Here is a 25,839-nt window from a genome sequence, read left to right as displayed (position 1 = left end):
GAAATTCCTTGGAGTCGTTGTCATCGATCACTTGGGGAAGAAGGCATGAACACTCCATCCATCCACTTGATGCTCCTGGCCCTGCTCCTCGCGGTCGTCACGCTCTTCTGCATGCTCGTAGCAGCGGCGGCCGGTCTGCTTGCCCGCATCGATGGAGCCACCTACCCCAGCGCCCTGCTGCGCGGAGCCGTGGCCTTCGCGGGCAGTGCCACCCTCTCCCTGGCACTACTGACCTTCGTCCTGGCCACACTGTGAACGGCGGGTGCGTTGTCGCACTTCGAAGGCGCGCGTGGCGCCCAGTACAGCGGAGCTGTCGGGATCGTGGAAGCCGGGGATACCCCGGTCACGGCCAGGACGGCGGGGCAGAGACAGCTGTCCCATCTGCCGCGGGGCTATGCCCCGGGCGAGGCGATCCCGTTGCGGACTGTGGAGGCGGCCGCATTCCGGTTCCCGCTGACCGATCCGGGCCACCAGGCCCTCAGCTCCAGGCAGATCGTGGCGATGATCGCTATGGCGCGGCGGGCGAGGGACCGGTTCCTGATCGCGCTGCTGGCGTGTGCAGGTCCGAGGATCGGGAAGGCTTTGGGGCTGTGCCGGGAGGATCTACATCTGCAGGTCTCTTCCCGGGTGCTGGGCTGCGGCACTGCGGGGCCGCAGCCCCACGTACGCCGCCGCAGTGACAACCCCAACGGTGCGCTGGCCAAGTCCCGGCGTTCGCGCATCGTTCCTGTCACCGCCGATGAAGTCATCAGCACCGAGATGCAGGAGTGGTTCGACGAGAACTGTACGTAGGAGCTTCACGAAGCACTTCTTACTCTGCGCTGACCATCATGTGTACGTGGCGACTGTGTACGCCGTCGGCCCGGTGAGTCCAGCATCAGAGCCATCACTCATGTCCAGGATCTCGAAGCCGACGTATCCCGCGTACTGTTCGAGCTCGCGCGGGAAGAGGACCCGTCTGCGGATCTCGTCCTGGGCCTCGTCCCCGGAGGGGAGTGCCCAGTGCCGGTGCATGGTGTTGGGGCAAGTCGTCCTGTCGTCCAGCTCGGCACGCGTCGGCTCCGGCTGGACAGACTCGGGTGAGTCCTACGACTCCCGCGGCCTCAAGAAGCGCGCCCGGCGGGCCACCCGCGAGGTGCCCATTCCCCCGGTCCTCGTCCGCCTGATCCGGGACCACATCGACGAGTTCGGCACGACCGACGACGGACGGCTCTTCCGCGCTGTCCGGAACGGCGGCCTGCTCAGCAAGGAGTACGGCGACGTCTGGAAGGCCGCTCGCCTGTCCGTCCTCACCGAACAGGAAGCAAAGACGCCCCTCGCTGAAGTCCCGTACGGACTTCGCGCTGCCTGCGTCTCCCTCTGGCTGGAGTCCGGTGTCTCCCCGGCCGAGGTCGCCCGCCGCGCCGGCCACAGCATCGCAGTCCTCTTCCGCTTCTACGCCAAGGCAATACATGGGTCTGAAGACAGAGACAACGCTCTGATTGAGAGTCGTTTGCTCTAGCGTCACTTCGACGCGACCTGCCCGCTCACCTCTCCAGCCGGAGCAGGAATAGCGATGGCAGATTCCCCACCAACCTCGGGCCTCTCAACGAATTGATCGAGAAAACCCTCCAGGCGGGATACGACGAATTCCCACTCATCGAGAACAACAGAGGAAGCATTCAGAAGACCTGAGCGGCCATGCAAAATATCCGATGACTTCTTGTAGATATGGCGAGACAGTCTAATTACGCCAAGAACCTCTCCATATCTACCCTGCTCGACAAGGCCGAGCACAAAAGCTAGTTGAGCATCCGCACCGTTTGAAATTGTCGGAGGCCGATCCGGCTTACAGACAAGCCTGTAGGCGTCAGACGAGACCCTCTCGATCCGAAGCCTCAACTCCAGAACCTTGATTCTGCGCAACGAGAGGTCGGTCACATCCATTCAGAAATCCCACTCACCAAGCGTCGAGCATGCATCAAGCCCTGCCTTGATCTCCAACTTCAAATCGGCCTTCGCTTCTTCTCCGCCATGTGCAGCGCTGTTCCACTTGGCAACGTGATGCCCACACGCCTGCCGAGCCTTGTCGACAGGGTGAGAATGAGTCGGATCCAAAGAGATGATCTGCTTAGCTGCATCGAGTCGCTTGGTGGTTGTCATCGCTCCATCCAGAAGCCCCAACGACGTAGCCACGTTCTCCCCAGAGAAAAGCGAGTATCGAACGACGCACTGCCTCAACGCCTCATCCAGCGCCTGCCGCAACAACCCTCGAATAATCTGAACCTCATTGAGGTATCCCGTAGACGACACCTTGGGTGAGAACTGCCATACCGACTCCGCATCCCTAATAAGGACGCGCCAAAGCTCGTCGGTCTTCTCAACAGAGATCTCTCCCCGGATCCCATCACGACTCACGACCCACGCCTCGCACACATGACTCCGTGCCAGAAGATGCTCCTTCAAACGCTCATCGTGAGTTAGAACGATGACGCGCCTCCCCTTGGCCAGGTCCGAGATCACAGCGGCGAGCCTGTCAACCCTGATTTCATCGAACGAATGGACGGGATCGTCGAGGATCAGAAAATTGAAGGGTCCAGAACCAGCCGTCGCAAACAGCGGAGCGAGCAAGAAGGCATTTCTCTGCCCCGCGCTCAGCATGGCAAGCTCCAGCTTGTTCCCGTCAGCTCCCTGTACGGAGATTTCAGCTCGCGTCCGCTTGAGGCTTACCGATTCCAGGACGATTCCAGCATCTTTTAGTAGACGCTCTACCTGTACACCGGCCTTTCCTTCGAAACGCACAGTGCGGCCAGCGCGGAGACGGTCCTCAAGTTCACCGATACACTTGCGTGTCGCCTCCCAGAGGGGAGCAGACTCAGCTTCCTCATTCTCCTGCTCCCAGGCCGCAATGTATGGCTCTAGTGTGGCTCTACGCCCCCGTCGCCACTGAGCGGAAATATCACTCAGCTCGATCGCCTTACTATAAAGACCCTTCCAGGACTCTCCTGAGAGTTTCGCTCGAATTCCGAGGAATCCCGTTACTACAGGGGCAACAGGCTGCTCGCCGTACGCCTCAAATGTCGCCAGAAGAGCCGCGTACTCAGATCGGAAACCGTCGAGCAATGGTTCATCGAAATCTGCTACGCCTGAGACTATGTCGAGAACCATCGGGATGATCTCAACGGCTCCACGAAGTGCCTTCAGTGAGGCGTTTGCCGCATTTCTCCTGGGGGCCGTCTCTGTCACACTTGCCAGGTTATCGGCAAGACGCTCCACCCAATCGGAAACCTCGCTGTCGCAGACCGGGCAGATGTATCCGCAGTTAGCAACCTGCTCGACTTCCGAATGGAGAGAAGTCAGGTGAACCGCCAGACGATGGTGAACTGTAGGAACGTCCCCTAGCACCAACTCCAGAGCGCGGTCGACATCGCGCAGCGAAGCATCCAGTCTTTCGATTCCAGCCGCTGTAACCTCAGGTAGCGCTGCTCCGACTTCAGTGAGGCCGTTCTCAGTCAGCCAGGCCCGCATGTCGCCCACATCCTCACTCCAGGACATGTCTGGAAGATGGTGCTGCGGTTCGAGTTCCAAGAAGTGGGCGTCTACCCTTGCCACTCTCTCCTTGGCACCCTTGAGTGCGGCTGCGAGACGCTTACGACTAGCAGTTGCGGAAGAACTGATCTCCTCAACGCGACGTTCCAGGTGATCAAAGCAGCCACCGAGCGCGAGCAGATTCTCAATATACCTCTGAAGATCTTCGTGCTGCTGCACACGCCGCTCTACATCAGCATACGAAAACACCGGCGGATGAGATTCCACGGCATAGCTCCAGGGGGTCTCCGAGATTTCAAAACTCGAAACTCCCCCACTGGAAAGCTGACGGATGGAATCGAATTTATTAACCTGCCCATCCTTGCCGATTCGGGCTGTAAGTCGAAGTGACTCTTCACCTCGCGTTAGAACGACTTCAACCGTAGATTCTTCTGCATCGCGGGCACAGTTCACTTTCTCCCATAGTGGACTCTTCCCGCTCCTTGCAGTCGCCGGAGCAACAGCTGCCCACCAGTCCGATCGACCCGAAAGCGCCGTCCGAATCCCATCAGAGATGCTCGACTTCCCAGACCCATTAGGCCCGTGAAGAATGGTCACGCCAGGCGTCGGGTCGAACTGGAAGGAAAAAGGAACAGTGGCGCCCTGAAACCCCTCGATCCTCAGTGAAACGAGGTCCCATGAAAGGCCACGCGTAGGATCCCATGCATCGATTCTCCCCGTTCCTCCGATCTCTTCGATCAGAGCGAGAAGGTTCCCCCAAGCCTGCCTTTTCTGGGGGCTGTTCGCACGAACCTGTGCGAACTTGCTTTCCTCGGCAAGATCCGCATACGTGAGGAGGCTCAGCTCGCTAGAGCCGGCCGAGGATCGGGCGTGACCGCCATCGGGGGCCGAACTGGTAGCCGTGTGACGATGAGGGTCCACCGATGCTCCCTGTGCAGAACGCTCCTTGCGATTTGCGATGCTACCCAGGTAACTAGAGCTGGTGCATGGGTTTTTGCCCGATTCCCTTCCCCTCTGCCTGATGCGCAAGTGGTGGTCCACGCCTGGTCCACACTCGGTGATCCAAAGCGGCACACAGGCGGTGCAGGGTGAGACAGCTCCTACAACGAAGGGGTGCCCCTGGTCGGGACACCCCTTCTGATCAGCACGATCGCCGACCTGCTGCGGTGGGTGTGGGATTTGAACCCACGGTGACTCGCGCCACGACGGTTTTCAAGACCGTTCCCTTAGGCCGCTCGGGCAACCCACCCCGCGTCGCCGTCGGGCCCGGGAATCCGGTCCGCCGCGACGCGAAGGACAGCCTAGCCGGTCAGCTGTCGCCCTTGCGCTCACCCAGGACGACGTCCACCGTCGACGTCTTGCCGCCGCGCTGGTAGGTGAGCGTGACCTTGTCTCCGGGCTTGTGGGTCCAGATCTCGCCGATCAGGGTCGGTCCGCTCTCGACCACGGTGTCGTTGAACTTCGTGATCACGTCACCGGCCTTCAACCCCGCCTTGGCGGCGGGCCCGTTCGGGGTGACCGCCGGGGTGCCGCCCGCGCCGTCGTCCGAGATGACCGCGCCGCCGGACTTCTCCTCCATCGTGACCGTCGCACCGATCACCGGGTACACCGGCTGACCGGTCTTGATCAGCTGCTCCGCGACGTTCTTCGCCTGGTTGACGGGGATGGCGAAGCCCAGGCCGATGGACCCCGCCTGGGACTGGCCCACGCCGCCGCCGCTGGTCGACTGGATGGCCGAGTTGATGCCGATGACCGCGCCGCCCGCGTCCAGCAGCGGTCCGCCGGAGTTGCCCGGGTTGATCGAGGCGTCCGTCTGCAGGGCGCTCATGTACGAGTTGGCGCTGCTCGAACCGTCGCCGGAGGCCACCGGGCGGTTCTTCGCGCTGATGATGCCGGTGGTGACCGTGTTGGAGAGGCCGAACGGCGCGCCGATCGCGATGGTCGAGTCGCCGACCGCGACCTTGTCCGAGTCACCGAGCGCCAGCGGGGTCAGTCCGTCCGGCGCGTTCTTCAGCTTCAGCACTGCCACGTCGTAGCCCTCGGCCCGGCCGACGACCTCGGCTCCGTACTTCTTGCCGTCGGAGAAGGTGGCCGTCAGCTGGCCGCTGTCCGCGGCGGAGGCCACCACGTGGTTGTTCGTGAGGATGTGGCCTTCCTTGTCGTAGACGAAGCCCGTCCCCGTGCCGCCCTCGCCCTCGCCCGACTGGGCGTCGATGGTGACCACGCTGGGCAGCGCCTTCGCTGCGACGCCCGCGACCGTGCCGTCGGCGCGCTTGAAGTCCTTGGGGCTGTTGGAGGCCGCCACCGTCGTCGAACCGGAGGACCCCGAGGCGTTGCTGTCGGCCGCCCAGTAGCCGAGGGCGCCGCCGATTCCGCCCGCGACGAGGGCCGCCACGGCCACGGCCGCCACCAGGCCGCCCGCGCGGCGCTTACGGGGTGCGCCGTGCTCGGCGTGGTGAGCCGGCGCGCCCCAGGGCTGGGGGCTGCCGCCGTCGGCGTACGACGGGACGGCGGGCGGCGGAGGCGGCCAGCCGGCCGACCCGGCGGGGGGCTGAGCCGGTGCCGGCGGCTGGGCGGGCTGCTGCGGCTGCGCGTACGGGGAGGCGGACGGCACAGTGCCGTCCCCCTGGTGCGCCGCGGGGCCCTGGGCCGTCGGCGCGTCCGCCGGACGGGCAGTCCCGGACGCGGGCATGTCACCTACGGGCGGGGCGCCCTCAGGAGCGGCAGCCGGCACAGGAGGTACGGACGGAACAGACGGTGCCGGCGGAACCGCGTCGTTCTCGTTGCCCTCGTTATCGGTGCTCACAGCTCTTTACTCCTTGGTTCCACTCGGCATTCGGCAAGAGATCCGCTGTGCACGTGTCTGCGGTCAGCTTTTCCCACAGCACGTCAGGCCACTGTAAGCAGGACCTGTGCATCCGCACGCCAATCTTTACATCCGGCAAAACGGTCCGCCCCGACAAGGTGGCCGCGTCCGCCGTGTCCCGGTGACACCATGGCGCCGTGACCCACGCACGCCTACCCTCGACTCCTTCCCCTATCCAGGTCATCGCCCACCGCGGGGCCTCCGACGACGCTCCCGAGCACACCCTGGCCGCCTACCGGAAGGCGATCGAGGATGGTGCCGACGCCCTGGAGTGCGACGTACGGCTGACCGCGGACGGACAGCTCGTCTGTGTGCACGACCGCAGGGTGAACCGCACGTCCAACGGCCGGGGCGCCGTCTCCGCACTGGAGCTGGCCGATCTGGCGGCCCTCGACTTCGGCTCCTGGAAGGACCGCGAGGAGTCCCCGGACTGGGATCCGGTCCCGGGTGAGCTCACGTCCGTACTGACCCTGGAACGCCTCCTCGAGCTGGTCTGCGAGGTGCGGGCGGCGGGGCGGCCGCTCGAGCTGGCCATCGAGACCAAGCACCCCACCCGCTGGGCCGGGCAGGTCGAGGAACGGCTGCTCCAGACCCTCAAGGGCTTCGGCCTGGCCGATCCTCCGGCCGACGGGCCCTCCCCGGTACGCGTGATGAGCTTCTCCGCGCGGTCCCTGTACCGCGTCCGGGCGGCGGCCCCCACGATCCCCACGGTCTGTCTGATGCAGTTCGTCTCCCCCCGGCTGCGCGACGGAAGGCTGCCCGCCGGGGCGAAGATCGCAGGCCCGGGCATGCGGATCGTACGCAACCACCCGGGGCACATCGAGCGCCTGCACCGCGCGGGCCACCGGGTGCACGTCTGGACGGTGAACGAACCGGAGGACGTCGAGCTGTGCGTACGCCTCGGCGTGGAAGCAATCATCACGAACCGCCCGAAACAGGTTCTGTCACAACTAGGACGCTTTTAAGATCATTTAAACGGAGTGCACCGGCGCATTCACTCCGCATCCGATCGTTACGAGTGCATCACTGACAGGGCTTTGGCCGGTTTCCGGCTCAGCCCAGGGGGGCATCCAATCCGTGGCGTGGGGCGAAGGAGGTCTCGGGGGTGGCGTTTGTGGTGGCACAAGAAGTGCCGACGTCGTCAAGCATGGCCGTTCCCCATGGCCCTGCGGGCGTGGGGCAGGCGCGTCGTCGTATGCGCGAGGAGCTGCGGGGCAACGGGGTGCCCGACACGGTGGTCGACGACGCCGTACTGATCCTTTCCGAACTGCTCAGCAACGCCTGTCGGCACGGCAGGCCACTGGACCGCACGGCGGACCTGGGTGACGGCGACGTCAGGGTGGCGTGGCGGGTGGAACCGGCGGGCGGACTGACCGTCGAGGTCACGGACGGCGGCGGCCCGACCCGGCCGGTCCCGGCCACACCGTCGGTGACGGCGCGCGGCGGGCGCGGACTGAACATCATCAATGCCCTCGCCGAGGAATGGGGAGTGCGGGACGGTGCCCGGGGCGAGGTCACGGTCTGGGCCCTGGTCTCCGGGGGCGCCATCCCTCAGCCGTTCACCCCGCGCGGCCGGTCGACGGCCCACCGCGCTCCACGGCTGACCGCGCTCAGCGGCCACGGGCTCGGCCCCTTGGGGACCCTGGGCCCCCTGGACGGGATGGGCTTCGCCGACGCACTCGACGCCTTCGACGACGCGGGCTGAGACCGGGCCTGACGAGGCACGGTGACCGGGCGGCCGTCCGGCACGCCACCCGGACGACGGGCCCCCGCGAGCACGGCCGTCGGTGATCCCGGCGGGGGGTGACGGCGTGTGCGCCCGGGCGGTGGCGGGGACGGCTAGGCTCGCGCCCGAGACCGCACTGTCGCAATCGGGAGAACGCCCACCATGGCCAAGAAGCGCCCTCAGTCCAAGGCCGGGAAGCCGCAGCTCAAGGACGGTGAGATCCCGGTCGTCGGAGCCCGCGAGCCCTGCCCGTGCGGATCGGGCCGCCGCTACAAGGCCTGTCACGGCCGGGCCGCGGCCCAGGCCGTGACCGAGCTGGTCCAGCGCCCGTTCGAGGGTCTGCCCGGCGAGTGCGACTGGGTCGCGCTGCGTGAGCTGGTCCCCGCCGCCACGGTCGCGCTGACCCTGAAGGGCGGGCTGCCCGAGGGGGTGCCGTCCGTGACGCTCGCGACCGTCCTGCCGATGGCGTGGCCGGCACTCCGCCGTGACGACGGCTCCGTCCTGCTCGCCCTGCAGAACGACACCTCCTCCGGTGACCTCAGCCGTGACCTCGCGGACACCCTGCAGCGGGCGTTGGAGGCGGAGCCCGGTTCTCCTGTCACCGCCCGGCGTGTACCCGCCGACGGCCCCCGGCTCCAGGACCTCCTCGCCCCGGACGCCGCGTTCGAGCCGGTCGTGCACCCCGGTTTCGAATTCTGGGTGCCCGACTCGGAGAACGCCGCGCCGGAGGTGTCCGCCTCCCTGGAGCGGGCCAACGCCGCGGCCATCCCGACCACCCGGCTGACCGGCGTGGACGCCGCGTACTGGTGCGAGACCCCGGAGAAGAACCACCTGCGCTGGGTCATGCCGCACCCCGAGGAGCAGCTTCTGGACGCCCTGGCCCGGCTGCACGCCGCCGGTGCCTCCTCCCTCGGTGAGGGCACCAGGCTGGTCGGTTCCTTCCGGGCCCACGGGCTGATGGTCCCGGTCTGGGACCTGCCGAGCTCCATGGGCGCCCAGGACTGCGAGAAGCCCGCGGCGCAGTTCGCGGAGCGGCTCACCGACGCCCTCGCGTCGGACGCGCCCCTCACCGGCGACGAGCGCCGCGCCCGGGGCGGTCTCACCAACCGTCAGGTGACGCTCAGCTGACATCGCCGGAGGTCGAAGCCGCTTCGGTGACACCTGTCACACCCTCGTACTCGCCGGTAAATCACTGTCCGAATAGGCGAGATCGAATTTGCAAGCGGCAGATCTCTTGTTACGGTTCTGGAAGCCCGGTCGCTGGTGCATCCCCCGTCGCCAGCGACCGGGCGTCCGCGTTCCCGGATACGGACCGCCCGGCGGGTTCGCCGGTGCGATCGGCCCGACGCCCCCTCGGGGACGGGCCCGACCGGCGGCGCGGCCACCGCGCCCCTCGCCGGTCCGGCCGCGGTCGGTACTTCCGTCCCGCCCCTCCGCCGCCGCCCTTGTGACGCGTGCGCCCTCATTTCCCGTACGGCACCACCTCGTTCACTCCGTCCGCTTTCGGACAGAGATGAAACGGGACGCGGGCGGCATCCACCCAGAGGTGGAAACCGCCCGCGATCGAGCCGTCCCGTGCGCCCGCGTCAGTACGCGAGTCTGCTCCCGTCGCCCGGAGCGCCGGTGCTCGCCTCGACCAGCGCGTCCAGCACCGCCTCCACGTCCGGCAGCCACGGCGCGACCGGGCCGGCCGAAGGGTGCCGCTCCCAGCGCACCTGTCCCGTCCCCACCTCCGAGGGAGGCAGGACGAGGTAGCCGCCCTCTCCGTGGAAGCGCAGCGAGCTGGGCACCCAGTCCTTGGAGTGCAGCAGCTCACCGAGCCGTTCCAGCGTGTACGGGGCGACCAGCAGCGACCACCGGGTGGGCGTCGCCACGACGGGGCCGAGCCGCAGCCCCATGGCGTCGAGCGCGGCCACCGCACGGGCGCCCGCCACGGCCGGGAGGCTCAGCGCGCACGGCGCCTGCCCACCGGTGGCCAGGACGAGCGGTGCCGTGGGTCGGTTGGTCCACCACCACCGCACCATGCGCGCGTCGGTGGTCGCCGCGAGGAGGCCGGGGTCGAAGGGGTGCGCGCCGGGCACCACGCACTCGGGGTCCGGGCAGGCACAGCCACGCCCGCGCTCGCCGCGCGTGCCTGTCGTGGCCAGCCCCACCCCAGGCAGGAGAGGCCATCTCCAGACGGTGGCGCAGGTCAGCGCCGCGTCGAGCCGGGCGGAACGTGCCGTGCGCCGGAGCCGGCGCCTGCGTCGCCTTCCGAGGATCTCGCGCATGAGCGCTCGTTCCTTTCCGTTGAACGCCGAGGTCCACTTCACACCACGCGCTCGTCGTACCGCGCGTGCGTCTCTTCACTGTGCGTGCATGTCCGTCGGGAGTGCGGTACGGACACGTAGTCGGTGCCGAGAGTGCGCCGAGTCGATCGGGAGTGGAACCAAACAGATCAGAGTGGAACCGAACAGAATGGTGCGGAGCCGAGTCCAGTCAAAACATCGCGCAGGCGGCGTGTACTTCGGGCTTGCCGCCCCTTGTGCAGACCCCGCCACTGCGGAGCGGGGTTGCGGCCGTCACGGGTGAGGACGCCCGGGCTCGTTGTCGGGTTCCGGGGCAGCGACAACTGCCCCTGGCCGTACACGATTACGTACCCCGCTTGCCCGGGATGACGCTCCCCCGGATCTCTTCGTCCCGAGGGCGCTCCCTACCGAGCACGCCCAGTCGACCGCAAAAAGCCGCACGGGGGTGCATTTTCCAGCCAAGTTATCGGCTTACCGGACACCGTAAATACGGCACGGACAATGCTGGACATCACTGCACTTCTGCGTGTAGATGTGGGGGCGTGTACCTGTGGTTGCACCGATAGCGACGCAGCACGACATGGGGGTTTGCGATGCTATTCGACAAAACGCACCGGTCGGAAAGCCGAATGCCATGAGCGCCCCACACCTCCCGAAAGTGGCTGGAATCGATCCGCTGATTCCTGTTTCAACGCAGACTGCCGCGCCCCCGCCGGATGTTCCGGCCGTGCCGGGCGCCTTCCTCCAGGACCGGCTGGCCGGCTGGGTCTCCGACCTCACCACGCTGCACGAGCTCACCGAGTCGCTGGCCGGGACCTGCGCCCTCGACGGCGCACTCCACGAGCTCCTGAGCGCCGGAGCCGCCCTGGTCGGCGCCCGCCGCGGGCTCCTGGTCCTCGAACCGGGCGACGGCGGCGGCCCCTCCCGCACCGTCGGTCTGGGGCTCACTCACGCGGAGCTCGGACACATCGAGACCGTGCCGCGCGGCGCCACCGCCTACGGCCGGTTCCTCGACGGCCTTCCTGATACCGGCGGCCCCCAGGCCAGCCCCGACATCCTCGGCGACCCGAGTCTCGACGCCCACTCCCGCGAGGTCGCGCTGCGGATCGGATACGCCGCCAGCTACGCCCAGCCCCTGACCACCCCCGCCGGCCGGCTCGGCGTGGCCGTCTGGCTCTACGACGAACCCGCCGAACCCCTGGAACGCCAGCGCCACCTGGTCGGCCTGTACGGCCGCTACGCCGCCCAGCACCTGGCCCGCCTGCTGGAGCTGGAACGCGCCAGGGCGGACACCGCCGCCATCCGCGAGGAACTCCTGCCCAGCCGGCTCCCGCACACCCCCGGAGTGCGGCTGGCCGTACGCCACCGGTCCGCGCCCGGCGGCGGCGGCGACTGGTACGACGCCCTGCCCCTTCCCGACGACGCGCTGGGACTCGCCGTCGGCTCGGTGCACGGCTCCGGGCCGAGCGCACTGGCCGCCATGGGCCGGCTCCGCGCCGGGCTGAGGGCGTACGCGGTGCTGGAGGGCGAGGATCCCGTCGCCGTCCTGTCCGACCTGGAACTCCTGGTGCGGCTGACCGAACCGGCGGGCTCCGCCACCGCCCTCTACGCCTACTGCGAACCCGGACACCGCACGGTCGTACTGGCCGGTGCCGGCCACGCCCCGCCCCTGGTGACCGGCGATCTGCGCACCGAGTTCGTGGAGACGTCGCTCTCCGCGCCGCTGGGCATGCTCTCCTGCTGGGAGGCGCCGAGCGCGGAGTTCAGCCCGCTGCCAGGAGAAACGGTGCTGCTCTACACGGACGGGCTGCTGCGACGCACCGGCGGCCCGACGGACCGGGCGTTCGCCCGGCTCCACGCGGCGGCGGCCGGCGTGCCGAAGGCCCTGCGCCTCGACCCCGGGGCCGTCGCCGACCACGTCCTGCGGACCGTGCTGCCCGAGGGCCGGGGCCGGGACGACGACGCCGAGGACGTCGCCGTCCTGGCCGTGCGCTTCGACTGACGGCACCCCCGGCCGGTAAGAGGTCTTCCGGCCCTGGGCCCCCTTCCGTACGCCCGTACGATGGAGAGGGCCCAGTGTCGTATAAGGAGAGACAAATCGTGTCTGACGAGCTCACCCCGGAGAACCCGGAAACAGCTGAAGCAGAGCCGATCAAGCAGCGGAAGAACGGCCTGTACCCGGGCATTTCCGAGGAGCTCGCCGAGAGCATGAAGTCCGGCTGGGCCGACACCGAGCTGCGTGGCCTGGAGCCGATCGCGCAGGCCGGCCACACCGCCGCCCGCCGCGCCGCTCTCTCCGCCCGCTTCCCGGGCGAGCGCCTCGTCGTCCCCGCGGGCAACCTCAAGACCCGCTCGAACGACACCGAGTACGCGTTCCGCGCCTCCACCGAGTACGCCTACCTCACCGGCGACCGGACCCAGGACGGCGTCCTGGTGCTCGAACCGACCGCCGGCGGCCACACCGCGACGGTCTACCTGCTGCCCCGCTCGAACCGTGAGAACGGCGAGTTCTGGCTCGACGGCCAGGGCGAGCTCTGGGTCGGCCGCCGCCACTCCCTCGCCGAGGCCGAGCAGCTGCTGGGCGTCCCGGCGAAGGACGTCCGCGAACTCCCGGCCGCCCTGGCCGAGGCCACCGGCCCCGTGCGCAACGTCCGCGGCCACGACGCGGGCATCGACGCCGCGCTGACCGACAAGGTCACCGCGGAGCGCGACGAGGAGCTGCGCGTCTTCCTGTCCGAGGCCCGCCTGGTCAAGGACGACTTCGAGGTCGCCGAGCTGCAGAAGGCCTGCGACGCCACGGCGCGCGGCTTCGAGGACGTCGTGAAGGTCCTCGACAAGGCCGAGGCAACCAGCGAGCGCTACATCGAGGGCACGTTCTTCCTGCGCGCCCGCGTCGAGGGCAACGACATCGGCTACGGCTCGATCTGCGCCGCCGGCCCGCACGCCACCACCCTGCACTGGGTCCGCAACGACGGCCCGGTCCGTCCGGGCGAGCTGCTGCTGCTCGACGCGGGGGTGGAGACCGACGAGCTCTACACCGCCGACGTGACGCGGACGCTGCCGATCAACGGCTCGTTCACCCCGCTCCAGCGCAAGATCTACGACGCCGTGTACGAGGCGCAGGAGGCGGGCATCGCGGCTGTCAAGCCGGGCGCCGCCTTCCGCGACTTCCACGACGCCGCGCAGCGGGTCCTCGCCGAGAAGCTGGTCGAGTGGGGCCTGCTGGGCGACCTGTCCGTGGAGAAGGTCCTGGAGCTCGGTCTGCAGCGCCGCTGGACGCTGCACGGCACGGGCCACATGCTCGGCATGGACGTCCACGACTGCGCCGCCGCCCGTACCGAGGCCTACGTCAACGGCATCCTGGAGCCGGGTGTCTGCCTCACCGTCGAGCCCGGGCTGTACTTCCAGGCCGACGACCTGACCGTGCCCGAGGAGTACCGCGGCATCGGCGTCCGGATCGAGGACGACATCCTCGTCACCGAGGACGGCAACCGGAACCTCTCCGACAAGCTGCCCCGCCGGGCCGACGAGGTCGAGGCGTGGATGGCCGGCCTCAAGGGCTGACCCACCGGCGCGGACGGCCGCGCCGCACCCGCCCCGGGGGCGCGCTGCTCAGGACACCATGAGCAGCGCGCCCTCGCGCCACTTCAGCACCTTGTCGAAGCTCACCACGGCGCCCCGGCCCGGGCGGTTCCCGAAGGTGACGTGGTCGGCGAGCTCCTCGATGAGGCAGAGCCCCCGGCCGCTCTCCGCCATGATCGAGGGGGGTTCCCCGGGAGGGACGGCGCAGGCCACGCCCCCGGGGGACGGCTGCCCGGCCGGCAGGTGTGAGTCCGACGGCTGTCCGGCGGACGGATGTGCGGCGGTGCGAAGCGTGCGCCGGGCCGGGAAACCGGGTCCCGAGTCGGCGACTTCGATACGGCATTTCTCGCCGTCCAGATAAGCGGTGACCCGGTACTGCTCGTTCGTCTGTCCGGACCGCTCGTCCACGGCCTGTCCCGGGTCGGCGTCACCGGCCTCCCCCGCGCCCGGCCGGCCGCCGTGTTCCACGGCGTTCGCGCACGCTTCACTGAGCGCGACCGACAGGTCGTAGGAGATGTCCGGATCGACCCCCGCTGTCTCCATGGTGCCGAGGAGAAAACGACGGGCGAGCGGAACGCTCGCAGCTTCGCGCCGCAAATGGAGTGACCACCACATGCTCATGCTCCAGCCTCCTGGCTGCGGCTCGACATACGGTTACGTATTGCCGGGGTAGGCACTCGGTAAGCCCGAAAGCGCCGTGACAGCGCTCATTCGGCGGACGCGAACGCCCCGCATCCCGGTGTATGACCGGCCGGACTCCCGTCCACGGCCTGCTCGGCACGGCGTCCGCTCCGATCCCGCCGGCCGTCGCACGGACCCTGTGAACAGGCCCAACACACTCCGATCACCCCTGATGGGGACAGAAGGCGACCTTCCGGACCTGCCGTACGGGACCCGGGGTCGCAGTGCGATGATGTCCCGGCCATGTCTATGCCTGTCGCACGCGCCGGAGCCGGTCTGCGGCTCATGAGGACCACGGTGTTCACCGCGGTCTGCGTCGCGCTGGCCGCGGCAGGACACGGCCTCGCCGCGGGTGCCGGGGTTCCCGGCTGGACCCTGGCCGCAGGTTTCCTCGGGGTCTTCGCCGCCGTGGCGGTGCTCGCCGGGCGCGAGCGTTCCCTCCCCTCGATCGTCGGCGCGCTGGCCGCCGGACAGCTGGCCCTGCACGCCCTGTTCGGCCTCGGCCGGCACACCCAGGGGACCGCGACGGCGTCCGGGGACGACTCGCTGGTCCGGTTCGCGGCGAGCCTGGTGTGCGGGGCGGGGCCGACGCAGTTGAGCGCCGGCGAGGCGCACCGCATCGTCACCACCGCGGGCATCGACCCGGCGGCCGTGGCGCAGGGGCACAGCCACCTGGCGTCCGGAGCGGCCGCCGTCCCCGACGCCGCTTCGGCGGCGGACCCTTCGGCCATGGCCATGACGGCCGGGCTGCTGCCGAGCCTGCCCATGTTCCTGGGCCACCTCCTCGCCGCGCTCGCCACCGGCTGGCTGCTGCGCCGGGGCGAGGTCGCGGTCTTCCGGCTGGCCGAACTCTCGGCCCACGGCGGCCGGCAGCTCGCCGCCGTCGCCCGGCTCCGGGCGCTGCGCGCGGCCATGTCCCTCGTGCGCGCCCTGCGCGCGGGGCTTCCGGGGCAGCCCGCGAACGGGCCGCGCCGCCCCCTGCGTACCGCGGTGGACGCCCCGGCGCCCGCGACCGGGGACCCTCTGCAGCATCTGGTGATCAGGCGCGGGCCGCCGTCCGCGTACGTACGCGCAGCCTGACGCGGCCACTCCGCCGGATTCCGGTGCGGAGGCGGTCGCGAGCCGTCGCGCACCCGCGCGCCGGACCACCTTCTTCCGTGAACTGTGGAGTGATCCCTGTCATGAACGTTTCCCGTATCGTCCTCGCCGGCGGCGTCGCCGCGTCCACCGTCCTGCTCCTCGCCGGGCCCGCCGCCGCGCACGTCAGCGTGCAGCCGCAGGGCGAGGCCGCCAAGGGCGGGTACGCCACCGTCAACTTCAAGGTCCCCAACGAGCGTGACGACGCCTCCACCGTCAAGCTCGAGGTCAACTTCCCGACCGACCACCCGCTGGCCTCCGTCAGCCCGCAGCCGGTTCCCGGCTGGAAGATCGAGGTCACCAAGAGCGAGCTGGCCAAGCCGCTGGATGTGCACGGCAAGAAGATCGACAAGGCCGTCTCCAAGGTCACCTGGACCGCCGAGGGCAAGGGCATCGAGGCGGGCTTCTTCCAGCAGTTCCCTCTCTCGGTCGGGCAGCTCCCCGAGGACGCCGACCAGCTGGTCTTCAAGGCTCTGCAGACGTACAGCAACAAGGAGGTCGTCCGCTGGATCGAGGAGCCGACCGAGGGCGGCGAAGAGCCGGACAGCCCCGCTCCCGTCCTCCAGCTGACCGCCGCGTCCACCGACGCCCACGGCGCGTCCGCCGACGACAAGAGCGGCGAGGCGGACCACGCGAAGGAGACCACGGCCTCCTCGGACGACACCGCCTCGTCGAGCGACAGCGACAACACGGCCCGCGTCCTCGGTGTCGTCGGCATCGTCATCGGCATCGCGGGCGTCGCGTTCGGCGTCCTGGCCGGCCGCCGCCGCAGCGCCTGATCCACGGCTCCACCACCCGCACCACAGACCAGGAAACAGCTCTCCATGCGCAACAAGAAGACGGTGCTGGCCGCGGCGTTCGCCGCCGTGGCCGCACTGACCCTGTCCGCCTGCGACAACGGCGGCGACAGCTCCGCGGACTCGGCGGTCGCCGACGTGTCCGCGGAGACGAAGACCCAGGCCGCGACGGTGCTCGACCAGCCCTTCACCAAGCCGGACCTCGTCCTCACCGACACGCACGGCAAGACCTTCGACCTCCGGGAGAAGACCAAGGGCAAGCCGACGCTCATCTACTTCGGCTACACCAACTGCCCCGACGTCTGCCCGCTGACCATGAGCAACATCGCTCTCGCCAAGCGGGCCCTGCCCGCGGCCGACCAGGACAAGCTCCAGGTCGTCTTCGTCACGACCGACCCCGAGAGGGACACCCCGGCGTCCCTGGGCAGCTGGCTCAAGGCCCAGGACCCCGGCTTCACCGGTCTCACCGGCGACTTCCCGACCATCCAGGCGGGGGCACGGCAGATCGGCATCGGCATCGACGCGCCGAAGAAGGAGAAGGACGGCACCGTCGTCTCCATGCACGGGTCCCAGGTCATCGCGTTCTCCCCGAAGACCGACAAGGGATACGTGCTGTACAGCGAGGACACCACGGCCGACGACTACACGAAGGACCTCCCCGCGCTCATCGAGGGGAAGAACCCGTGAACCGCCGCACGCCCCTCGTCGGCGCCCTGGCCCTCACCACCGGGCTGGCGCTGACGGGGTGCTCCTCGGACGCCGCGCCCGCGCTGGAGGTCACCGGCGCGTTCATGCCGCAGCCGGTGAGTGACATGGCCGCCGGATTCCTCGTCGTGAAGAACAGCGGCGGGTCCGACCGGCTCACCTCGGTGACCAGTTCGCTCTCCGACCACGTCACGATCCACGAGACGACGAACCAGGCGATGCGGATGGTCACCTCCTTCGAGGTGCCCGCGGGCGGCGAGCTCGACCTCGAACGCGGCGGCGGCCACATCATGTTCGCCGACCTCAAGAAGCGGCCTCGGCAGGGGGACACCGTCTCGGTGCAGCTCCACTTCGAGAAGGCCGGCCCGATCTCGGTCGACGTGCCCGTCAAGGAGACCACCTACAACCCGAAGAAGAAGTGAGGTACTGACACCCCATGACGGCCACCGCCCCGCACTTCGGGCCCTCCCCGATACGACGGCCGCTCACCGCGGCCGCGCTCCTCGCCACGCTGATCAGTCTGCTGCTCGGCCTGGTGCTGGCCGGCGCGAGCCCGGCGTCCGCGCACGCCGCACTCACCGGGAGCGACCCGCAGGACGGGTCGGTGGTCGCCACCGCCCCCGAGGAGGTCACCCTCACCTTCTCCGAGGAGATCGCCGTCGGCGGCGACTCGATCAGGGTCCTGGGGCCCGACGGCGAACGCGCCGACACCGGCGAGCCCCGTGATCTGACGGACGGCGGGCCCGTGCGGTACGGCGTCGCCCTCCACAGCGGTCTGCCGGACGGCACCTACACCGTCGCCTGGCAGGCCGTCTCCGCGGACAGCCACCCGGTCGCCGGAGCCTTCACCTTCTCCGTCGGTGCTCCTTCGAAGACCACGGTCGCGCTCGACTCCGGCAACGCGGGCGGCGGCCTCGTCGGCACGCTCTACGACATCGCGCGCTACGCCGCGTACGCCGGTTTCATCCTGCTCGCCGGCGGCTCGGCCTTCGTCCTCGCCTGCTGGCGGCGCGGGGCCGGGGCACGGCCGTTGCAGCGTCTCGTCGTACGCGGCTGGATCACCATCACCGCCGCCACCCTGGTCATGCTGCTCCTGCGCAACCCCTACACAGGCTCCGGCAAGCTGGCGGACGCATTCGACCTGGACGGGCTCCAGGCCGCCCTCGACACCAAGCCGGGAGCGGCCCTGGTGTCCCGGCTGCTGCTCCTGGGGGCCTCCGCGCTCTTCGTCGCCGTCCTCTTCGGGGCGTACGCCAAGCGCGAGGACGAGAAGGAGAAGCAGGACCTCACCTTCGGACTGGCCGTCGGCGGAGCGGTGATCGCCGTCGGTATCGCGGGCACCTGGGCGCTGGCCGAGCACGCCTCGACGGGTATCCAGCCGGGCATCGCGATGCCCGTGGACGTGGCCCACCTGCTCGCCGTCGCCGCCTGGCTGGGCGGCCTCGTCGCCCTGCTGGTCGCCCTCTACCGGACGCCGCACATCACGGCCGACGCGGTACGGCGGTTCTCACGCATGGCGTTCGGCAGCGTCGTCGTCCTCGTCGGTACCGGCATCTACCAGTCCTGGCGGCAGGTGGGCTCGTGGTCCGCCCTGACCGGTACCCGGTACGGGCAGCTGCTGCTGATCAAGGTGGGGCTCGTCGCGGTGCTCCTCGCGGTCGCGTGGTTCTCCCGTCGGTGGACGGGCCGCCTCGCGGAGGGCGAGGAGGAGGCGGTAAGCGCCGTAGAGGTTTCGGAGGGTACGGACGGCCCGGAGGCCCCTGAAATCGCCGGACCCGCCGAAACCTCCGAGCCTGATCCGCAGCGCGCCGTCCAACTCGCCCGGCAGCGGGCCGCCCTGACGGCCACCCGGCAGAAGCGCGCCCGCGACTCCGATCCCGGGCGCTCCGGGCTGCGCCGCTCCGTACTGACGGAGACCGGCATCGCCGTGGTGCTGCTCGTGGTCACGACGATCCTGACCTCCACCGAGCCGGGGCGGACCGAGGAGGAGGCCGCCCGCGCCACCGCGGCGGTGACCGCGCCGGCGGCCGGCGGAGAGGTCAACCTGAGCCTGCCGTTCGACACGGGCGGCACCGACGGCAAGGGAACCGTCCGGATCGACATCACGCCCGGCCGGACCGGCGCCAACGACGTGCATCTCTGGATCGACGGGCCGGACGGTCCGATGGACGTCCCCGAGGTGAAGCTCGCCTTCACCCTGGAGTCCAAGGACATCGGCCCGCTGCCCGTCGTTCCCGACCACCTGGCCGCGGGGCACTGGACGGCGAGCGGCGTCCAGATCCCGATGGCGGGCGACTGGAAGCTCGCCGTGACCGTCCGGACGTCGGACATCGACCAGACGACCATCGACAAGAACGTGAAGATCGGCTGAGCAAGGTGAGCACGAAGAAGACGAAAGCCGCCCGGGAGAGCGCGCAGCAGACAGGCGTGACGCCGGGCAGCGGCGGCGGTGTCACCCGGCGGAGGCTGATCGGCGGTGCCGGGGCAGCCGGTGCGGCCGGCCTGGTACTCGGCGCGGCGGGCGGGGCCGGGGGCTATGCCGCCACCCGCGACGACGTGCCGGCCGCGCTGACGACGGTCGGCTCGACCGAGGAGATGTTTCACGGGAAACATCAACCGGGGATCCTCACTCCGCTTCAGGCCCGCGGGCACCTGATCGCCTTCGATCTGGCCCCCGGGGCGGGGCGGAAGGAAGCCGCGGCCCTGATGCGCCGCTGGTCGGCCGTGGCCGAACGGCTGATGGCAGGCCGGCCCTCCGGCGACGGCGCGGGCCACGACACCGGAGTGGCGCTCGACGCCGGACCGTCCTCTCTGACGGTCACCTTCGGGTTCGGCCGTACCTTCTTCGATCGCACGGGACTGGTCGCCCGCCGTCCGGCCGGGCTCGATCCGCTGCCGTCCTTCTCCTCCGATCACCTCGACGCCAAGCGGTCCGACGGCGATGTCTGGGTGCAGATCGGCGCCGACGACGCGCTCGTGGCGTTCCACGCCCTGCGCGCGGTGCAGAAGGAGGCCGGGGAGGCGGCCCGGGTGCGCTGGCAGATGAACGGCTTCAACCGGACCCCGGGTGCCACGGCCGAGCCGATGACGGCCCGGAACCTCATGGGCCAGCTCGACGGGACCGGCAATCCCAAGCCTGCGGAGAGCGACTTCGAGGAGCGGGTCTTCGTGCAGGCCGACGACGCCGCGCACGCGTGGCTGGAGGGGGGCTCGTACGCCGTCGTACGGCGGATCAGGATGCTCCTCGACGACTGGGAGAAGCTCACCGTCGACCGGCAGGAGCGGGTCATCGGACGACGCAAGGCGGACGGCGCGCCGCTCAGCGGCGGCACCGAGACGACGGAGATGGACCTGGACAAGGCGGGACCGGACGGCAGACTGCTGATCCCCGACAACGCCCACGCCCGGATCTCCTCGCCGGAGAAGAACGGGGGCGCCGCCATGCTGCGACGGCCCTTCTCGTACCACGACGGTCTCTCGGACGACGGCACCCCGGACGCCGGACTGCTGTTCATCTGCTGGCAGGCCGACCCGTTCAGGGGGTTCGTGCCGGTGCAGCGCAAGCTCGACCGAGGCGACGCGCTCTCCCCGTTCATCCGGCACGAGGCGAGCGGTCTCTTCGCCGTTCCGGGGGGCACCGCGCCCGGGGAGTACGTGGGGCAGCGGCTGCTCGAAGGGTGAGCGGGGGAGGACTCGGCAACGGTCCTTCCCGCCCCGTCGGCCCATTAGGGTGACCGTATGTCAGCCACGCGTTACGCCTATCTCGGCCCCGAAGGCACCTTCACCGAGGTGGCCCTCCGCACGCTTCCGGAAGCTGCCACCCGCGAGCTCGTCCCCATGGTCTCCGTCCCGGCCGCGCTGGACGCGGTGCGCAGTGGCGAGGCGGCGGCGGCGCTCGTCCCCATCGAGAACTCCGTCGAGGGCGGGATCACCGCGACGCTCGACGAGCTGACCACGGGCGCCCCGCTGATGATCTACCGCGAGGTGCTGCTCTCCATCACCTTCGCGCTGCTGGTACGGCCCGGCACCGAGCTGTCCGACATCAAGACCGTCACCGCCCACCCGGCCGCCCAGCCGCAGGTGCGCAACTGGATGGCCGCCCATCTGCCGAACGCGGTGTGGGAGTCCTCCGCGTCCAACGCGGACGGCGCACGGCTGGTCCAGGAGGGCCGGTTCGACGCCGCCTTCGCCGGGGAGTTCGCCGCCGCGACGTACGGGCTGGAACCGCTCGTGACGGAGATCCACGACGCGGCGAACGCGCAGACCCGTTTCGTTCTGGTGGGCCGTCCGGCCAGGCCCTCGGCGCCGACGGGAGCGGACAAGACGTCCGTCGTCATCTGGCTCGGCGAGGACCACCCGGGCGCCCTGCTCGAACTGCTCCAGGAGTTCGCGGTGCGCGGGGTCAACCTGATGCTGATCCAGTCGCGGCCCACGGGGGAGGGCATCGGCAACTACTGCTTCGCGGTGGATGCGGAGGGACACATCGCGGATCGCCGGGTCGGTGAGGCCCTGATGGGGCTGAAGCGGATCTGCCCGAATGTGCGCTTCCTGGGTTCCTACCCGAGGGCAGGGGTGACGCCCGACGAGGTAGGTCCCCTGCGCATCGGGACGTCGGACCGGGACTTCACCGAGGCTTCGGACTGGCTGGCCCGCAGCCAGGACGGCCGGGTCTGAGGAGCGGAAGCCGGGGGCCGGGTCTGAGGAGCGGAAGCCGGGGGCCGTGCCCGCGCGGGAGGCCGGGGGGGTGACCGAACCCCGAAAGTTATCCACAGGGGTCGTTTTCACCTGGGGACAAGTCGACAGCGGTAAGCCGCATGGTCGACAAATCGCCCTACCGCCCCAAGGTCCCGCACAGACGTGCAGTCTCGTCCATGTCACCCAAATTCCGTTGATCAACTCTTTAGAGCGAGGAATTCCCACTCGAATGAGTGCGTGAATCAGGTTTGAGCGACGAACGCAGCGCGCTCGCGCGACTTTCGGAACGCCCTCTTCCGATGTCCACAGAACTTCCTCACAGCCTGTGGATAACTAAAGCCGACCCCCTCCACCTGTGGACAAGAAACCGGAGCCGGCGACCCCCAACTCCCGCCGCGTGTACCGGTGATGCGCGGGCCACGGGGCGAATTTGCCCCTTTTCCGCACATTAGGTCTTCTTTATCGAAGGCCCCGCCCCCTCGTCCCGCCGCGCGATTCCCCGCAGGATTACCGATTCCGGCAATTCCGGCAAAACGCCACACCCGTCGATATCGGTTCGAGTGGTGGATGCCCGCACCGGTAGCCTTGAGGGGTGATTGACCTTCGCCTGCTCCGTGAGGACCCCGACCGTGTTCGCGCCTCCCAGCGCGCCCGTGGAGAGGACGTCGCGCTCGTCGACGCCCTGCTCTCCGCCGACGAGCTGCGCAGGTCGTCCGGCGTCCGCTTCGACGAACTCCGCTCCGAGCAGAAGTCGCTCGGGAAGCTGATCCCCAAGGCCACCCCCGAGGAGCGCACCGAGCTCCTGAAGAAGGCCGACCAGCTGAAGACCGAGGTGAAGGCGGCCGACGCCGCCCGGGACGAGGCCGATGCCGAGGCCAAGCGGTTGCTGCTCCTGCTCGGCAACGTCGTCCACGAGGACGTGCCGGTCGGCGGCGAGGAGGACTTCGTCGTCCTGGAGACGCACGGCACGATCCGTGACTTCGGTGCCGAGGGCTTCGAGCCCAAGGACCACCTGGAGCTCGGTGAGTCGCTCGGCGCCATCGACATGGAGCGGGGCGCCAAGGTCTCCGGATCACGCTTCTACTACCTGACGGGTGTCGGCGCGCTCCTGGAGCTCGCCCTGGTCAACGCCGCCATCGCACAGGCCACCGAGGCCGGTTTCGTCCCGATGCTGACGCCCGCCCTCGTACGCCCCCGCGCCATGGAGGGCACGGGCTTCCTGGGGCAGGCCGCGGAGAACGTGTACCACTTGGAGAAGGACGACTACTACCTGGTCGGCACCTCCGAGGTCCCGCTCGCGGCGTACCACATGGACGAGATCATCGAGGCCGACAAGCTGCCCCTGCGGTACGCGGGCTTCTCGCCGTGCTTCCGTCGCGAGGCCGGCACGTACGGCAAGGACACCCGGGGCATCTTCCGCGTCCACCAGTTCGACAAGGTCGAGATGTTCTCGTACGTCGACCCTGCGGACGCCGAGGCCGAGCACCGCAGGCTCCTGGACTGGGAGAAGCAGTGGCTCACCGCCCTGGAGCTGCCGTTCCAGGTGATCGACGTCGCCACCGGCGACCTGGGTGCCTCCGCCTCCCGGAAGTTCGACTGCGAGGCGTGGATCCCCACCCAGGGCAAGTACCGCGAGCTGACGTCCGCGTCGAACTGCGACGGTTTCCAGGCCCGCCGGCTCTCGGTCCGGATGCGCGACGGCAAGAAGGTGCAGCCGCTCTCCACGCTGAACGGCACCCTCTGCGCCGTGCCGCGCACGATCGTGGCGATCCTGGAGAACCACCAGCTGGCCGACGGTTCGGTGCGGGTGCCGGAGATCCTCCGCCCGTACCTGGGCGGCCGCGAGGTCCTGGAGCCGGTCTCCAAGTGAATTTCCCCTACAAACTCGTCGCGACCGACCTCGACGGCACGCTGCTGCGTGACGACCACACGGTCTCCCCGCGCACCCGTGAGGCGCTGGCGGCGGTGACCGCCGCCGGTGCCGCGCACATCGTCGTCACCGGCCGCGCCGTCCCCTGGACCAAGCACATCCTGGACGACCTGGGGTACGACGGTCTGGCGGTGTGCGGTCAGGGTGCGCAGGTCTACCACGCCGGAGAGCACCGGCTGCTGACCTCCCTGACCCTGGACCGCAGGCTGGCCGGGGTCGCGCTGGCCAAGATCGAGGCGGAGGTCGGCCCCCTGGCACTGGCCGCAAGCCGTGACGGACTCGACGGCGAGGTGCTGGTCGGCCCCGGCTACCGGGTGCAGGAAGGGCCGCTGCCGGCCCTCCTCGTGGACGACGTCGCCGAGATGTGGACCGCCCCGCTCAACAAGGTCTACATACAGCATCCGGAGCTGAGCGACGACGCCCTCACCGAGGCCGCCCGGCAGGCCGTGGGCGGCCTGGTGGACGTGGTGATGGCGGGGCCGGGCGTGGTCGAGATCCTGCCGCTGGGGCTGAGCAAGGCGACCGGCCTCTCGCTGGCCGCCCGCCGCCTGGGCCTGAAGGCGGCGGACACCGTGGCCTTCGGCGACATGCCGAACGACATCCCCATGTTCGGCTGGGCCCGGCACGGGGTGGCCATGGCCAACGCCCACGAGGAGCTGAAGGCCGTGGCCGACGAGGTCACCGCCTCCAACGAGCACGACGGCATCGCCCTGGTGCTGGAGAACCTGCTCCGGACAACGCCCCGCCTGTGAGGCGCCGCCCCACCCGCGTGCGGCGGCTCCGCACGCGGGTGGCGGTCACGGCGCGGTGGGGGCGGATCTCTCCTGTCGTCTTCTGCGGAGGATGCGCGGATCGAACGCGCGCGGGGGTGGACCCCGACGACGGCTTAGCAAGCCGCTGCCTTACCACTCGGCCAATCCTCCGGGAGGTGGCCCCGCGCGATGCGCACGGGTGGCCACCCGGGGGTCCTGCTGCGGCAGCGTCGCGCGTAGCTGATGTGGCTACCGCGGTGCCGGCTGCGGACCGCCCTGCGGGGAACTCGACGGACTCTCACTCCTGGTCATCGCCGTGCTCCTCCCCGGTTCCGGTGGGCGCCGCCCCGTGGCGCCGTCGCACATACTGTGCCCGAGCACACCGCCGGGGGCCACCGGTTTTCCGTCCCCCCGGCGACGGCCCCCGGCGGGTGGCCCGCCGCGGAGTGGGGTCACCCGCTCGTACAGCGGCCCAGGCCCCTGACCCGGCGGGCGACGTCGTCCAGGCACGCGTCCAGCCGGGCGATGTCCTGCGAGACCTCCGCCGGCCGGACGCTGACAGCACCGACGACCTGATGGGTGACGTCCAGCTTCCGGTCGAGTACGTCGAGTCGGCAGGACATCCTGCCGAGTACGGGCCCCAGCTCCTGGAGCGCGCTGCCGACACCGGCGAGGCACCTTTCCACCTGGGAGACCCGGCGGTCGAGCGAGGCGTAGGAGACCCGAAGTTCCTCCTCGGCGTCCAGCAGACGAGTCCGGACGCAGCGGGCGATGTCGCTGTCGCGAAGAATCATGGCCACGTTGAGCACGGTCCGGCGGGTGTACAACCGCAGCTGGGTCGCCGCCTGTGGATAACCTTCCGGCCCGCCACCCTTCCATAGCGACAGCATGTCGCTATGGAAGACCCGCAGGTCAGCGCCGCGCAGAGTCCTCATCCCGTTCTCCGTCAGCTCACGCTGATGCCGATCCGTGAGCCTCTTCAGCGTGGCTGTGGACACCTCGAAGTACCGGGCGACATCCTCTGTGCGCAGGTGCATCCCGTCGGGGAGCATGACAAGGGCCTTGACCTTGTCGAGGGCGTCGACGCGCCCCATCCGCTCGGCCCGCAGTGCGGGGGATTCGAGCAGGGCGGCTTCCGTGGGCATGGGCATG

The 25,839-nt window shown here is 69.4% G+C and carries 23 protein-coding genes, 2 tRNA genes and 1 pseudogene; 17 read left to right on the top strand and 9 right to left on the bottom strand.

Features of this window, described 5'->3' with window-relative positions:
* Positions 1–45: 45 nt before the first annotated feature.
* Both SACTE_RS34395 and SACTE_RS16855 read left to right on the top strand, forming a co-directional pair.
* Entirely contained in the window at positions 46–255 is a 210-nt protein-coding gene (locus SACTE_RS34395) for a hypothetical protein (RefSeq protein ID WP_014047242.1), read from the top strand.
* A 66-nt stretch (positions 256–321) separates the two neighbouring features.
* Positions 322–792, top strand: a complete 471-nt coding sequence (locus tag SACTE_RS16855; RefSeq protein ID WP_019992470.1) for a hypothetical protein — start codon at positions 322–324, stop codon at positions 790–792.
* Positions 793–828: 36 nt separating this feature from the next.
* On the opposite strand, the pseudogene SACTE_RS16850 reads toward SACTE_RS16855, so the two are convergent.
* Positions 829–1,020: pseudogene (locus SACTE_RS16850) on the bottom strand (SAM-dependent methyltransferase); the annotation flags it as partial.
* Here SACTE_RS16850 and SACTE_RS16845 point away from each other — a divergent pair.
* Positions 1,013–1,501, top strand: coding sequence for a hypothetical protein (locus tag SACTE_RS16845; RefSeq protein ID WP_019992472.1), 489 nt, complete (start codon positions 1,013–1,015; stop codon positions 1,499–1,501). The pseudogene SACTE_RS16850 and the gene SACTE_RS16845 sit on opposite strands and share 8 nt — an antisense overlap.
* A gap of 2 nt (positions 1,502–1,503) precedes the next feature.
* Here SACTE_RS16845 and SACTE_RS34285 read toward each other — a convergent pair whose 3' ends face one another.
* The 4 genes from SACTE_RS34285 to SACTE_RS16830 form a co-directional block, all read right to left on the bottom strand.
* Positions 1,504–1,926: a hypothetical protein gene (locus SACTE_RS34285; protein ID WP_141708006.1), complete on the bottom strand. Its 423-nt coding sequence runs from the start codon at positions 1,924–1,926 to the stop codon at positions 1,504–1,506.
* Complete coding sequence (locus SACTE_RS33285; RefSeq protein WP_014047241.1) at positions 1,927–4,449, bottom strand: ATP-binding protein; 2,523 nt, start codon at positions 4,447–4,449, stop codon at positions 1,927–1,929.
* Positions 4,450–4,692: 243 nt separating this feature from the next.
* Positions 4,693–4,777: transfer RNA gene (locus SACTE_RS16835), tRNA-Ser, on the bottom strand.
* A gap of 60 nt (positions 4,778–4,837) precedes the next feature.
* Positions 4,838–6,334 carry a trypsin-like peptidase domain-containing protein gene (locus tag SACTE_RS16830; protein WP_014047240.1) on the bottom strand — a complete coding sequence of 499 codons (1,497 nt, stop codon included), beginning with the start codon at positions 6,332–6,334 and terminating at the stop codon, positions 4,838–4,840.
* Positions 6,335–6,531: 197 nt separating this feature from the next.
* On the opposite strand from SACTE_RS16830, the gene SACTE_RS16825 reads away from it, so the two are divergent.
* The 3 genes from SACTE_RS16825 to SACTE_RS16815 all read left to right on the top strand — a co-directional run bounded on the left by SACTE_RS16825 (position 6,532) and on the right by SACTE_RS16815 (position 9,248).
* The gene (locus tag SACTE_RS16825; RefSeq protein WP_014047239.1) at positions 6,532–7,359 is read left to right on the top strand and encodes a glycerophosphodiester phosphodiesterase; all 828 of its coding nucleotides are present in this window, start codon (positions 6,532–6,534) and stop codon (positions 7,357–7,359) included.
* A gap of 140 nt (positions 7,360–7,499) precedes the next feature.
* The gene (locus tag SACTE_RS16820; protein ID WP_014047238.1) at positions 7,500–8,099 is read left to right on the top strand and encodes an ATP-binding protein; all 600 of its coding nucleotides are present in this window, start codon (positions 7,500–7,502) and stop codon (positions 8,097–8,099) included.
* A gap of 183 nt (positions 8,100–8,282) precedes the next feature.
* On the top strand, positions 8,283–9,248 hold the full coding sequence (locus tag SACTE_RS16815) for a DUF5926 family protein (protein WP_014047237.1): 966 nt from the start codon (positions 8,283–8,285) through the stop codon (positions 9,246–9,248).
* A 458-nt stretch (positions 9,249–9,706) separates the two neighbouring features.
* Here SACTE_RS16815 and SACTE_RS16810 read toward each other — a convergent pair whose 3' ends face one another.
* Positions 9,707–10,390, bottom strand: coding sequence for a bifunctional DNA primase/polymerase (locus SACTE_RS16810; protein ID WP_014047236.1), 684 nt, complete (start codon positions 10,388–10,390; stop codon positions 9,707–9,709).
* A gap of 598 nt (positions 10,391–10,988) precedes the next feature.
* On the opposite strand from SACTE_RS16810, the gene SACTE_RS16805 reads away from it, so the two are divergent.
* Positions 10,989–12,410: a PP2C family protein-serine/threonine phosphatase gene (locus SACTE_RS16805; RefSeq protein WP_078492635.1), complete on the top strand. Its 1,422-nt coding sequence runs from the start codon at positions 10,989–10,991 to the stop codon at positions 12,408–12,410.
* Between the two features lie 98 nt (positions 12,411–12,508).
* A complete protein-coding gene (locus tag SACTE_RS16800; RefSeq protein ID WP_014047234.1) occupies positions 12,509–13,972 on the top strand; it encodes an aminopeptidase P family protein in 1,464 nt (487 codons plus the stop codon).
* Positions 13,973–14,020: 48 nt separating this feature from the next.
* On the opposite strand, the gene SACTE_RS16795 is transcribed toward SACTE_RS16800, so the two are convergent.
* Positions 14,021–14,611 (bottom strand): ATP-binding protein, encoded by a 591-nt coding sequence (locus SACTE_RS16795; RefSeq protein WP_014047233.1) that lies wholly within the window; start codon positions 14,609–14,611, stop codon positions 14,021–14,023.
* Positions 14,612–14,914: 303 nt separating this feature from the next.
* Between SACTE_RS16795 and SACTE_RS16790 the strand changes: the two genes are divergently transcribed.
* The 9 genes from SACTE_RS16790 (at position 14,915) to SACTE_RS16750 (ending at position 24,687) form a co-directional block, all read left to right on the top strand.
* Positions 14,915–15,751, top strand: coding sequence for a hypothetical protein (locus SACTE_RS16790; protein WP_014047232.1), 837 nt, complete (start codon positions 14,915–14,917; stop codon positions 15,749–15,751).
* Between the two features lie 101 nt (positions 15,752–15,852).
* Positions 15,853–16,587, top strand: a complete 735-nt coding sequence (locus SACTE_RS16785; protein WP_014047231.1) for a YcnI family protein — start codon at positions 15,853–15,855, stop codon at positions 16,585–16,587.
* Positions 16,588–16,632: 45 nt separating this feature from the next.
* Positions 16,633–17,292, top strand: coding sequence for an SCO family protein (locus SACTE_RS16780; protein ID WP_014047230.1), 660 nt, complete (start codon positions 16,633–16,635; stop codon positions 17,290–17,292).
* Positions 17,289–17,732, top strand: coding sequence for a copper chaperone PCu(A)C (locus SACTE_RS16775; RefSeq protein ID WP_014047229.1), 444 nt, complete (start codon positions 17,289–17,291; stop codon positions 17,730–17,732). Before SACTE_RS16780 ends, SACTE_RS16775 begins: the two co-directional genes overlap by 4 nt.
* Positions 17,733–17,746: 14 nt before the next feature.
* Positions 17,747–19,681, top strand: a complete 1,935-nt coding sequence (locus SACTE_RS16770; RefSeq protein WP_014047228.1) for a copper resistance protein CopC — start codon at positions 17,747–17,749, stop codon at positions 19,679–19,681.
* A gap of 56 nt (positions 19,682–19,737) precedes the next feature.
* Positions 19,738–20,991 carry an iron uptake transporter deferrochelatase/peroxidase subunit gene (gene efeB / locus SACTE_RS16765; RefSeq protein ID WP_019992479.1) on the top strand — a complete coding sequence of 418 codons (1,254 nt, stop codon included), beginning with the start codon at positions 19,738–19,740 and terminating at the stop codon, positions 20,989–20,991.
* Positions 20,992–21,048: 57 nt separating this feature from the next.
* On the top strand, positions 21,049–21,984 hold the full coding sequence (gene pheA / locus SACTE_RS16760; RefSeq protein ID WP_014047226.1) for a prephenate dehydratase: 936 nt from the start codon (positions 21,049–21,051) through the stop codon (positions 21,982–21,984).
* A gap of 613 nt (positions 21,985–22,597) precedes the next feature.
* Positions 22,598–23,875, top strand: a complete 1,278-nt coding sequence (serS, locus tag SACTE_RS16755; RefSeq protein WP_014047225.1) for a serine--tRNA ligase — start codon at positions 22,598–22,600, stop codon at positions 23,873–23,875.
* Positions 23,872–24,687: an HAD family hydrolase gene (locus SACTE_RS16750; RefSeq protein ID WP_014047224.1), complete on the top strand. Its 816-nt coding sequence runs from the start codon at positions 23,872–23,874 to the stop codon at positions 24,685–24,687. Before serS ends, SACTE_RS16750 begins: the two co-directional genes overlap by 4 nt.
* A gap of 85 nt (positions 24,688–24,772) precedes the next feature.
* Here the strand turns inward: SACTE_RS16750 and SACTE_RS16745 are convergent.
* Positions 24,773–24,858, bottom strand: a tRNA-Ser gene (locus SACTE_RS16745).
* Positions 24,859–25,139: 281 nt separating this feature from the next.
* Positions 25,140–25,832 carry a hypothetical protein gene (locus SACTE_RS16740; protein WP_014047223.1) on the bottom strand — a complete coding sequence of 231 codons (693 nt, stop codon included), beginning with the start codon at positions 25,830–25,832 and terminating at the stop codon, positions 25,140–25,142.
* Between the last annotated feature and the right edge of the window lie 7 nt (positions 25,833–25,839).

Source organism: Streptomyces sp. SirexAA-E, from assembly GCF_000177195.2.
GTDB classification, from domain to species: Bacteria; Actinomycetota; Actinomycetes; order Streptomycetales; family Streptomycetaceae; genus Streptomyces; species Streptomyces flavovirens.
This window is presented reverse-complemented; position numbering and strand designations above follow the sequence as displayed.